An 11,833-nucleotide genomic window follows, 5' to 3' on the forward strand; every position below is an offset into this window, starting at 1 on the left:
CACGTCGAAGAAACAAACCCACGGCAACAACATTATGGGATAGAACTAAAACCTACCCTATCACACCTGTAGGGGACGACGCCCTCGGCGTCCCACTCGAAGTGACAAGGTTTAAATTATTCAGAATTTGTGAAGAGCAACATTGTGCGGATAACACAAATGAGATTGCAGTCGAAACGCCGAGGGGTGCGGGACGTCGAGGGCGCCGTCCCCTACATTCTGTTCGGGATAGTTTGCCCTGCCGCAAAATCGCTACGCTCGGTGCTTGTGCACAACTCTGATAAGCTATGCACATTCCTCACTCCTCACTCCTCACTCCTCACTTGAGCGTTGCTCTATCTGCCATACACCGCAGTTATCTTCGCCAATCTCTCCGCCAAAGTATCATCAAGCTTATCAAAGCTTTCCAATCTCCACTTCCAGTTCGCTCCCACTGTTGACGGTGTATTCATTCTGGCTTTATCGTCAAGGCAAAGTATATCCTGCATTTGTGCGATAGCTGTATCACACACGCTGGACCAACAAAGTCTTACCATTGCCCAAGGCACGAACTCGTCTTTTGTAACTCCAAGATAGTCCTTGCAGTAGCTTCTTGTCTTTTCATCACAGCTCTTTATCCAGCCAAGTATGGTTTCGTTATCGTGCGTACCTGTATAGCAAATGCTGTTTGTGGTCTTAAAATTGTGGGGCAGATAGCCGTTTGTGTTATCAGAATCAAAGCCAAACTCCAGCACCTTCATGCCAGGATATCCGCTTGCGTTGAGCATTTTTACAACGTGCTTTGTAAGAAAACCCAAGTCCTCTGCGATTATCTTCACGTCCCCAAGCTGTTTTCTCACTTCTTTGAAAAGCCTCATGTCAGGACCTTTTCTCCACTTGCCCTTTTTGGCGTTCTTTGCACCGTATGGTATGCAGTAATAGCTTTCAAAGCCCCTGAAATGGTCTATTCTCACCACGTCATAGGTGTCAGAAGCCGCCTTTATACGCTCTACCCACCAGCGGAATTTATCTCTCGCTATGTATTCCCAGTTGTAAAGAGGATTGCCCCAAAGCTGACCGTCTGCCGTGAATGCGTCAGGTGGACATCCTGCCACCTCAACAGGCTTTTTTTCCTTGTCAAGGCTGAAATACTGCGGTGTACTCCACACCTCAACACTGTCATATGCCACATATATGGGAATATCGCCTATTATCTCGATGCCCTTTTCGTTGGCATAAGCCTTTAGCTTTTTCCACTGCTGGAAGTATTTATACTGCACAAAGCACCAGAAGTCTATATCATTTGCATATTCTTTTCTAGCACTTTTTATCGCCTTAGGCTTGTACATTTTCAGCGGTTCGTCCCATTCATACCAAGCCTTGCCCTTGTTGGCAAATTTCAGTGACATAAACAAAGCGTAATCGTATATCCAGTCTTTGTTTTCCACCACGAATTTTGAGTATGCCTTTTCAGGCTTCTTGCGAAAACGCTTGTGTGCCGTCCTAAGCACCTTGAAAATGACCTCGTATATCTTGCCGTAGTCAACAGAACCCTTGTCATCGCCCCACTCAATATCCTTGTATTCCGCAGGTTTCAGATAACCCTCTTTCTCAAGTGCCTCAAGGTCTATAAAGTATGGATTTCCGGCGTGAACAGAAAAGCTCTGATATGGCGAATCACCATAGCTTGTAGGAGATATGGGAAGTATCTGCCAACATTTTTGGTGAGCCTTTTCAAGAAAATCCACAAAAGCATAAGCCTCTTTGCCAAGCTTGCCGATACCGTAATCGTTAGGCAGTGAGGATATGTGCATTAAAATACCTGACTTACGCATAAAATGCTCCTTTCATGTCAAAACCGCACCTATGTGAAAATTTCAGTGCAGTCACATATAATACATCATTATGATTATACTACTTTTCAGCCATTTTTGCAATAGAAAAACCGCCATATATTTCATTTTAGAAATATTTTCTCTAAACAGAAAAATCCCGAGGACGCAAACCCTCGGGATATTTTTATTCATGTGTTATCATCATAAGTACCGCAAAGTAGTGGAAAACACTTCCCGCAATGGTGAACAAATGCCATATTGAGTGAAAATATTTCTTGCTCTTTTTAACATAGAAAATAACGCCCACAGTGTAGAAAAGTCCGCCTATAAGAATAAACCACAAGGACAGCGGATAAACCTTTTCTATCATAGGTTTGACAGCGATTATAACTACCCAGCCCATTGCGATATAGCATACAACAGAAGGCTTGCGGAACTTTTCAAGGTCAATGGAGTTCAGCACAATGCCAAGAATAGCCGCACCCCAGACGATTCCGAAAAGCACCCAGCCAAACGCACCTCTCAAAGGCACAAGGGTGATAGGGGTGTAAGTTCCTGCGATGAGGAAGAAAATGGTGTTGTGATCCATTATTCTGAAAAACTTTTTGGCTTTTGGATTGGTGATAGCGTGATAAAGGGTTGACATGGTGTAAAGTATGATAAGAGAAGCTCCGAATATAGCGGAGCTTACAACGCCCCAAGCGTTGGAGTAAATGGCAGCGAGAACGATAAGAACGGCAGTGCCGGCAATGGATAGCAGACCGCCTGCACCATGGGAAACGGAGTTGAAGATCTCCTCGCCGAGGGTGTATCTTTTGGTTAGATCCTGAGATTGGATCTCAACAGATTTTGACATAGTATCATTTCCTTTCCGATAGGACCGAGAATTTGCATATAAGTTTCATTACTATAGTATAGTAACATTTTTTTAGACACTTGTCAAGTTTAAATACAGGTGTAAAAAGTGAGGAGTGAGGAATTAGGAATGAGGAATTAGGAATGGACAAAGCTGACCAGAGTTGTGCCCCAACACCGAGCGAAGCGAGCAAAAGGACCAGGGGCACGCCCCTGGTCAGGGTCAAGGGGTGAAACCCATTGTGGGGGTCTGGGGGCAAAGCCCCTAGCGGAGCTTGAGGCAGAGCCTCAATAGGCGTAAGCCTACTAAGCGGTGCAGAACAAATCCAAAAAGCACATAGAACCCAAACATCAAATAAAACCAACATCGAAGCATAAACCTGCACCGCTTTTCTATCCCTTAGTACAACGTAAATCCGCAAAGAGCGAAGCGATTTTGCGGCACAGCAAACTCGCCCGAATAATCCGTAGGGGCGAACATCGTTCACCCGCATGGTATGCAACAGTACCATGTAAACAAAATACCCCCAATAACTTAAATCAAAAAAATTTCAAAACCCCCCTTGACAAAACATGAATATATGATATAATAAACATATGAACAGTTATTCATATGATGAATTGAAATGACCCATATCGAATATACTAAAACAATAATAAGAAAAGGAGAGCGAAAATAAATGAGCGAGAATACAGTAAAGCATGAGCATAAACAGTGCGGAGGAAAGAATATAGAGAAAATGGAGGAAATAGGGAAAACAATGCCCGTTGAGGAGGAGATATATGACGTGGCAGAGCTTTTCAAAGTCCTTGGCGACCAAACAAGAGTGAAAATACTCTTTACTCTTATAAAAGACGAAATGTGCGTCTGCGATATAGCAGAGCTGTTGGAAATGTCACAGTCCGCTATCTCGCATCAGCTCAGAGTGCTTAAGCAGGCCAGACTTGTGAAGTATAGACGTGAGGGAAAAACAGTCTATTATTCAGTTTCCGATGAACACGTCGCTATCATACTCAATATGGGTATCGAGCATATCAGCGAGTAGTTTTTGTAAACATACAGTTTGTATATATGTAAGGAGAATGTGAAATGAGTAAAATGACTTTGTTGCTTAAAGAGCTCGATTGCCCTCATTGTGCAGAAAAGATCGAGAAACGTGTGGGCGAGCTTTCAGGCGTTAAAAGCTCTAACCTTGACTTTATCAATAAAAAGCTCACAGTTGATTTTGACGGCGATAAAAATGCACTCTTTACCGAGATAGAAAATGTCGTTCATAAGCTTGAACCTGACGTCTCTGTTACCGACCTCTCGGATAAGGGCGTGAATACTATGTCGCTGGAACTTGCCGCCTTGGATTGCCCTCATTGTGCAGAAAAGATCGAAAAGCGTGTTGGCGAACTGGAAAATGTCCAGAACTCTAACCTTGACTTTATCAATAAAAAGCTCACAGTTGATTTTGACGGCGATAAAAACGCCCTCTTTACCGAGATAGAAAACGTCGTCCATAAGCTTGAACCTGACGTTAGCGTGAAAGAGCTTGGCAAATGCGCTGAGAAAACTCTCTATCTGAAGCTGGAGGATCTCGATTGCCCTAACTGCGGTGAAAAGATAGCAAACCGTGTGGGTGAGCTTGCAGGCGTTATTTCATCAAACGTCGATTTTATCAGCAAAAAACTTACTGTCAAAACAGACGGTTCTAATCCTGACCTGCGTATCATGATAGAAGATACCGTCCATCAGCTTGAGCCTGATGTTACTGTTAAGGATTATGGTGCTCAGACAGCAGAGGAAGAGCCTGTGAATGACCATAAGGGCGAGATAGTCAAGCTTTCTGTGGCTATCGTGTTCTTTATCGCATCAATGCTTTTGGATAAGCTTGGAAGCGGCACTGTATGTGAATATCTCAGTGCAGGCCTTGCAATAGCCGCTTACCTTATTGCAGGTCTTGACGTTGTTATCGCCGCTGTAAGAAACCTTGTTAAAGGCGAGGCTTTTGACGAGTCACTGCTCATGACTATCGCAACAGTTGGCGCATTTGCACTTAAAGACTTCCGTGAGGGTGCAGCCGTTATGCTGTTCTTCCAGGTGGGCGAGCTTTTCCAGACTATCGCAGTAGAGAAGTCAAGAAAATCTATCACAAAGCTTATGGAGCTTAAGCCTGAGTCTGTAACAGTTGTAAGAAACGGCAAAACATACGAGCTTCCTCCTGAGGATATCCTCAAGGACGAGATGATCGCCGTAAAAACAGGCGAGAGAATACCTCTTGACGGTATCGTAACAGAAGGAGAATCAGAGCTTGATACATCAGCACTTACCGGTGAGTTTCTTCCGGTCGAGGTCAAAGCAGGGGACAGCGTCCTCAGTGGCTCAACAAACCTGAGAGGACTTCTCAAAGTTCGGGTCACAAATACCTTCCACGAGTCTGCGGTGTCGAAAATTCTCGATATGGTGCAAAACTCCAGCGAAAGAAAAGCCAAGACCGAAAAGTTCATCACCCGTTTTTCAAGAGTTTATACTCCTGCGGTAGTAATTGCTGCACTTGCACTCGTGTTTATACCAAGCTTCATTCTGGGCTTTGACCAGTTCTCAAAATGGCTCTACAGAGGACTTCTGTTCCTTGTAATATCCTGCCCATGCGCACTTGTTATCTCAGTGCCTCTCTCGTTCTTTGCAGGAATAGGCGGAGCTTCTAAAAAGGGAATACTTATAAAGGGCGCAAAAAATCTCGAAACAATGGCGAAGTGCAAAACTCTCGCAGTGGATAAAACAGGTACGCTCACAAAGGGCAAGTTCACTGTCCTCAGCGTAAACCCACAGGGAGTTTCACAGGATATCCTCCTTGAAGCCGCCGCATATGCAGAAAGTATGTCAACTCACCCTATCGGTATCTCCATAGTGCAGAGATACGGCAAGGAAATAGACGGTGCAAGACTTTCTGACGTTGAAGAGATAGCAGGAAACGGTGTAAGAGCAAAGCTTGACGGCAAGGAGATACTTTGCGGAAAGAAAGCACTTCTTGAAACAAACGGCATTGCCGCACAAAGCTCAGAAGACTCCGCAACGGCAGTTTATGTTGCCCTTGACGGCAAGTTCATAGGTGAGATACTCTTAGGCGACGAGATAAAAGAAACCTCTGCCACGGCCGTTTCAAGACTTAGAGACCTTGGGGTCGAAACTGTACTCCTCACAGGCGATAAGAAAGATACCGCCGAAAAGGTGGCAAAGAAAGTGGGCATAAAAACATTCTTCAGTGAGCTTCTCCCTGAAAACAAGGTTGAAAAGGTCGAACAGCTTATAAAAGACCCCGACCGCAGACTTGTTGCATTCGCAGGGGACGGAATAAATGACGCACCTGTTATCGCAAGAGCCGATATCGGTATCGCAATGGGTGGCTTAGGCTCAGATATCGCCATTGAAGCCGCAGACGTTGTGCTTATGAACGACGATCCGTCAAGCATAGCAGACGCAGTAAAGATATCCCGAAAGACTATGACAATAGTAAGAGAGAATATAATTTTTGCCCTTGGAGTAAAAGCCCTTGTGCTTATATTTGGTGCATTGGGACTTGCAGGAATGTGGCTTGCGGTTTTCGCAGACGTTGGCGTAGCCGTAATAGCTATCCTCAACGCCCTAAGAAGCAGCAGAATAAAATAAGGCTATGTGTAGACCTGCAAATGCCCATAAAAACGGCATTGGCTTGTAGGGGCGAACAGTGTTCGCCCGCTTCTCCACAACAACGTAAAAATAAAAAGGCGGACGCTGGAAAAAGCTCCGCCTTTTTTCTGTCATTGACAATAAGCCTGATATGTACTATAATATTGGTATTGTAAAAATGAACGGAGGTGCAGTCAGGTGGCTAATAAAGACAGACAACAAAACTACACAAACGATAATAAGCCTCAGGACTACTACGAACAGGAATATCAGCGACAGCTTGACGAGTTCAACCGCATAAGCGGTGCAGGCGGACAGCGTGTTCAGCAAATAGACGAGGGCGTGAACGACTTTGACGATTACTATGACGCTGGCTACCCTGATGATCATACACAGGGTACAGCTCAGCCATACGGGCAGGGAAGCCGCTCATCATCAGATCACGCAGGCTCATACAGAGAAAGCACTCCAAGACGGCAGACACAGAGCAGACAAACGTCACGTCCACAGAACGGACAGAGCAAGCAGAGAGGTTCAGGCAAGTCAGCAAAAAGCAAAAAGACCTCAGCCCAAAGACGAAATAATGACCTGCAATTTGGCAAAAACAATAAAAGCCGTAACGGTCAGACGAACAAAAAAGGTAAAAACAAAGTGGAAAATAAAAAAAGACACCCTATAAAAACCTTTTTCAAGGTGCTTATCATCATACTTTTGGTGGTTTTCATATTGGCGAACGTGCTTATATGGCGATACATAGGCATGGTGAACAAGGTGGAAAGAGGTCAGCGAACGAACACAGATGCTTCCATGAACAGCTCTGATGTACGAAATATCCTGCTTATAGGCTCTGATACAAGAAACGCTGACGAGCGTGGCAGAACAGACTCTATGATACTTCTCTCCATTAACAGCACCACAAAAGAGATAACAATGACCTCTTTCATGCGTGATATGTATGTGAATATCAAGGGAATTGACGCTGACGGAAATGATATAGACACATGGTCAAAGCTCAATGCAGCGTATGTTTACGGCGGTGCAGAGCTTCTTATGGATACCATAGAGTATAATTTTGATATTGCCGTTGACGATTATGTTTATATCGACTTTCTGTCATTCGTTGATATCGTTGACGCAGTTGGCGGTATCGAGCTTGACATTTCCGACGAAGAGGCCGAGGGCATGAAGCCTCCAATGGCAGAGCAAAACAAGCTTCTTGGCAATAAAAAGGGTACAGACTATCTTGATAAGGGCGGAAAGAAGCTCCATGTAAACGGCAATCAGGCGCTTGCCTATGCAAGACTTAGATATGTTGGCAACGCAGATTTCCAGCGAACAGAACGCCAGAGAACAGTTATCACAAAGATAATCGAAAAGGCGAAAAGCTCAGATCCGCTGACTATAGACAAGTTCGCAAAAGCGTCAATGTCACATCTTACAACCAATATGTCCCAGACACAGCTTTTTGCTCTTACCTATAAGGCGATATTCTCCATGAATTACGAGATAAAGTCCATGAGAATACCTGATGATGATTCCTATTCATATGGCACATCATCTGACGGTCAATCAATTCTCGAAGTGGATTTTGAAGCCTGCAAAGCACTTCTCAGAAAAGAGATATATAACCAGTAAAAAAGAAAAGCTCTGCTTCGGCAGGGCTTTTTATGTGCAAAAATATAGGGGCTCGTCCCCTGCATGGTTTGTGCGTTTTTAATATAATTTTTTTTATACAAAAAAGGGGCTGTAAAAAAAAGTCCCCAAGAAAAAAGGCTGCGATCTTGCCAAAAAGCAAGACAGCAGTCTTTTTTTGTGGTATAATTAAAGTATCATGAATAACCAACCACAAGAATATTATACACCATATCAATTAAAATTTCAATAGAAATTGAAATTTTAATTGAAACAACTGACCCAGTATATACATTTTGTGAAGTGATGAATCATATTGACCTGAGTAAATACCTGACGACTGAGGGCTTTCTATATTTGTATTATTGTTCAGGTGTCGGTTCAGGCTCAGGCTCAGGAGCAGGCGGATCAGTTTCCGTTACAGGCTCCGTTACTGTTTCTGTAACAGTTTCCGTGTTCGTTGACACCTCAGTGGTTTCACTTGGCTGTGTCAAAGATGGAGTAGTTTCAGTTGCTTTTTTCGTTTCTGTTGAAACCGAAGTTGTTTTGGTGGTCGTTGAAGTTGTGGTCGTGGTGATGTAGCTTGTGGTGGTCGTCGTTGTGGTGGTCTCTTCCTCTGATGAGTCCTCCTCCACAGGTGCGTCACCGAATGCTATAACGCCCCATTTTCCGGACTTCATTACCCATGCCTTGCCGTTGTGAGCAGGTCTTGCCTGATCGAACTCGCCTGGCTTTACGATACAGTTGCCGTCTATGTCATAATAACCATATGATGAATTTATGGATACCGGCAGATAATCGTCAGTGAAAAGATAAGGATGAACAGCCATCTCGTCATCTATCACCTTTCCGCAATAGGCACTCATGTCACCGTCGCACTTAAAGTCGATTATAGTCTTGCCGTCAGAACCAACATATCCCCACTTGCCTTCGTCGTTCTCGAAGGCGATGCAGGTAAGTCCTGCGCCTTTGTATGCAGGAGCATAGAAATCAGTGTACTGCATATCAAGTATAAGCTTGTCCTTTTTAGCAAGCCCGTAAAGCGGTTCGCTCACAGGAGAAATGTCATAAAAACCATTGTCAGACTTTTTCACGTCAGCTTCACATACCACAACAGCCTTTTTGCCGGTGTATTCTTCGCCCTGTTCTTCGTCAGCGTCCTTTACATAGATCTTTTCCTCATTGCTGTTCCAGTAATATTTCGGTGAGCTGTCATGATGTTCCGCCGCATAGTATACTACCTGATTTGAGCTGTCGATACTGCAATACTCATACTCGTCATTCTTTTCATTTATAATATTGAAAAGCGTGACCTCTCCGCACCAGCAGGTGTAGTAATCGTCATATTCTGCAGGCACTACCATGTTTCCGCTGTAGTCTATAATGCCATATTTGCCATTCTGTCTGATAACAGAATAGTTGGCATAAGCTGTGTTCTTTTCGTTGTTAGGATCGACCTGACTTCCGTCAAAAGAAATGATATTATCGGCGTTTATAGTCGGCTCTATGAGCCAGCGATAAGCTTGTTTCTGTTCTGAATTTGAGTCAGCCGTATAGGAATAACCACCAGGGGCAACGTCGTCATCAGCACCCTTTTCCCAAGGCATGGCACAGCCTGTGAGCATAGCACCTGCAACAACGGCTGTCAGAGCAGAACAAAAGATCTTGTTCATAAGTTTCCTCCTATCATTCTCTGCTTCTTCCTTATCACCCATTATCTGTATTTTTTTATCTTTTCAGGGCAATATCTACACATACGATTATTATATACTATAACCCCTTTTATGTCAATAGCACAACTTACAAACAGCACCGCAAAGCTGCAAGGATTTTCAGCGATTTTAACACGAAAATCCCCGAAAAATCGTCGTTTAAAGCTTAAAAGGGACTGCCACCCTGCAAGCGTCAGTCCCCCATATCTGCATGATTATTTTATGAGCTTCTCTGTCCAATTATGCGCACCATTTTCCAATGTTTTAAAATCAAAACAACGCTTTGATATTACGTGTTCAGGCTTGTCATATTTGAGAGCATACAATGAGCGTGCATTGTTTTCAAGAGGAAGTTCTTTGATATATTTCATTTCTCTTTTCAGAAGGTCAATGTATTTGCTTTTGGCAGTATCATTTTTGAAATCAACATACTCCTCGATTTTTCCGTATTCAAGGTCTGTCATTTCAGACACAGGCACAGGGAACATATAATTAAGATTTACAACAGCTATAAGCACGTCATTATGTATTATTTTCTGAAAATCTATATTTGCCTTTATTTTATTGTGTCTTGGCTTTGCAGAAGATACCTGCGTCACATATGCAAGGTCACCCACACGCATAAGCTCTCCAAAGAACGGCTTCAGCTTATCATTTCCGTAGTCTGTTCTTGGTATCCTCGACTCATAATTTTCTCTCAGATAGTCAAGGTAATCCTTGTTTATTATTTTCCACTTCTGCACGTTCATACATCTCCATACAAAAAATAAAGGGTCAAAACAAATTGACCCTTTAAATACCTATTAAAGCGATTTTAGACGGATTCGCAACCCCTATTAAAACAGTATTTTTAAAGGCTCTGTGACCTCTATTAAAGCGATTTTAGACGGATTCGCAACCCCTATTAAAAGAATAAATCTTTCTGATTCTATTATACCACATTATATGTAAATGTCAATAGTAAAGTGTCAGAAATCTTCCTGATTATTCTTCCTCTTCAACCGGCATATTCTCCCAGTTGTGGTAAACGTTCTGAACGTCGTCATCGTCCTCAAGATGCTCGAGAAGCAGACCCATCTTCTTGATAGCGTCCTCGTCTTCGATAGTTGTGTAGTTTGAAGGAACTTTCTCAGCCTCAGCAGAAAGCACCTTGTAACCCATTCCCTCAAGAGCTTCTCTTACAGAAGAAACCTGATTAGGGTCGCATGATATCTCGATAACATCGTCATCAACGTTGAAATCGTCAGCGCCTGCCTCAAAGCAATCCTCCATTATCTTGTCCTCGTCAGCACCGTTGTTCTCCATAACAACAGTACCAACGTCAGAGAACATGAAAGATACACAGCCTGATGTACCCATGTTTCCGCCGAACTTGTCGAAGAAGTGACGGATATCGCCTGCTGTTCTGTTCTTGTTGTCTGTAAGGCACTCAACGATAACAGCAACACCGCTTGGACCGTAGCCCTCGTATACCATTGACTCGTAGCTGTTCTTGTCTCCGTCGCCTGCTGCCTTTTTGATAATTCTATCGATATTATCGTTAGGCACGTTGTTTGACTTAGCCTTTGCGATAAGATCTCTCAGCTTTGCGTTACCTGCAGGATCAGCACCGCCCTGCTTAACTACAACAGCGATCTCTCTGCCTATCTTTGTAAATATCTTAGCTCTTGCAGCGTCTGTTGCACCTTTTTTTCTTTTAATGTTTTCCCATTTTGAATGACCTGACATTTGATTCACTCCTTGATGTAATATTATTCATTGATGCTGCCCACAGACCATGCTGCCTCGAACAGTTCACCTATACGTTCCTCACGCCCCGTGAGATATAAAAAACCGAAAAGACATTCCAAACCTGTCGCCATGCGGTATTCCCCCACAGTGGAATGTTTCGGAGCATTTATGCCCTTTGCATTTCTGCCCCTTTTGAAAATATCCATTTCCTGTTCGTTAAGCAGCCCCTCGTCAAGCCACTTGCGAACAGCCTTTGCCTGATATTCCGCACACACCCTCTCAACAGTGAGCTTGTGCAGCTTGTCCGCAGGCATATTAGCTTCAAGGATAAGCTTTTCTCTTACCCTTATCTCGTAAACGCCGTCCCCGATAAAAGCCAGTGCCAGAGGGGAGTATTGCATAGCGTCCATATCAGAAAGCTTTCCCGTGACGCT

General features: G+C 43.6%; 9 protein-coding genes. 3 read left to right on the plus strand and 6 right to left on the minus strand.

Annotated features, from left to right (window positions below):
* Nucleotides 1-335 precede the first annotated feature (335 nt).
* Nucleotides 336-1,814, minus strand: a complete 1,479-nt coding sequence (malQ, locus tag KQH97_RS08005) for a 4-alpha-glucanotransferase (protein ID WP_216553733.1) — start codon at nucleotides 1,812-1,814, stop codon at nucleotides 336-338.
* Nucleotides 1,815-1,998: 184 nt separating this feature from the next.
* Nucleotides 1,999-2,670: a hemolysin III family protein gene (locus KQH97_RS08010; RefSeq protein ID WP_117859453.1), complete on the minus strand. Its 672-nt coding sequence runs from the start codon at nucleotides 2,668-2,670 to the stop codon at nucleotides 1,999-2,001.
* Between the two features lie 679 nt (nucleotides 2,671-3,349).
* On the opposite strand from KQH97_RS08010, the gene KQH97_RS08015 reads away from it, so the two are divergent.
* From KQH97_RS08015 to KQH97_RS08900, 3 genes are all read left to right on the plus strand, one after another.
* Nucleotides 3,350-3,715, plus strand: coding sequence for a metalloregulator ArsR/SmtB family transcription factor (locus KQH97_RS08015; protein ID WP_046441294.1), 366 nt, complete (start codon nucleotides 3,350-3,352; stop codon nucleotides 3,713-3,715).
* A 44-nt stretch (nucleotides 3,716-3,759) separates the two neighbouring features.
* Nucleotides 3,760-6,324, plus strand: coding sequence for a heavy metal translocating P-type ATPase (locus KQH97_RS08020; RefSeq protein WP_216553734.1), 2,565 nt, complete (start codon nucleotides 3,760-3,762; stop codon nucleotides 6,322-6,324).
* 198 nt (nucleotides 6,325-6,522) lie between these two features.
* A complete protein-coding gene (locus KQH97_RS08900; protein ID WP_216553735.1) occupies nucleotides 6,523-7,959 on the plus strand; it encodes an LCP family protein in 1,437 nt (478 codons plus the stop codon).
* A gap of 359 nt (nucleotides 7,960-8,318) precedes the next feature.
* Here the strand turns inward: KQH97_RS08900 and KQH97_RS08030 are convergent, their stop codons facing one another.
* From KQH97_RS08030 to KQH97_RS08045, 4 genes are all read right to left on the minus strand, one after another.
* The gene (locus KQH97_RS08030) at nucleotides 8,319-9,629 is read right to left on the minus strand and encodes a WG repeat-containing protein (RefSeq protein ID WP_195518305.1); all 1,311 of its coding nucleotides are present in this window, start codon (nucleotides 9,627-9,629) and stop codon (nucleotides 8,319-8,321) included.
* A 254-nt stretch (nucleotides 9,630-9,883) separates the two neighbouring features.
* A complete protein-coding gene (locus KQH97_RS08035) occupies nucleotides 9,884-10,417 on the minus strand; it encodes a type III toxin-antitoxin system ToxN/AbiQ family toxin (RefSeq protein ID WP_216553736.1) in 534 nt (177 codons plus the stop codon).
* A 235-nt stretch (nucleotides 10,418-10,652) separates the two neighbouring features.
* Nucleotides 10,653-11,396 carry a YebC/PmpR family DNA-binding transcriptional regulator gene (locus KQH97_RS08040; RefSeq protein WP_038672277.1) on the minus strand — a complete coding sequence of 248 codons (744 nt, stop codon included), beginning with the start codon at nucleotides 11,394-11,396 and terminating at the stop codon, nucleotides 10,653-10,655.
* Between the two features lie 23 nt (nucleotides 11,397-11,419).
* Complete coding sequence (locus tag KQH97_RS08045; protein WP_046441827.1) at nucleotides 11,420-11,809, minus strand: Mini-ribonuclease 3; 390 nt, start codon at nucleotides 11,807-11,809, stop codon at nucleotides 11,420-11,422.
* Nucleotides 11,810-11,833 lie beyond the last annotated feature (24 nt).

It is taken from the genome of Ruminococcus sp. MSJ-25 (assembly GCF_018917825.1).
In the GTDB taxonomy this organism is placed as follows: domain Bacteria; phylum Bacillota; class Clostridia; order Oscillospirales; family Ruminococcaceae; genus Hominimerdicola; species Hominimerdicola aceti.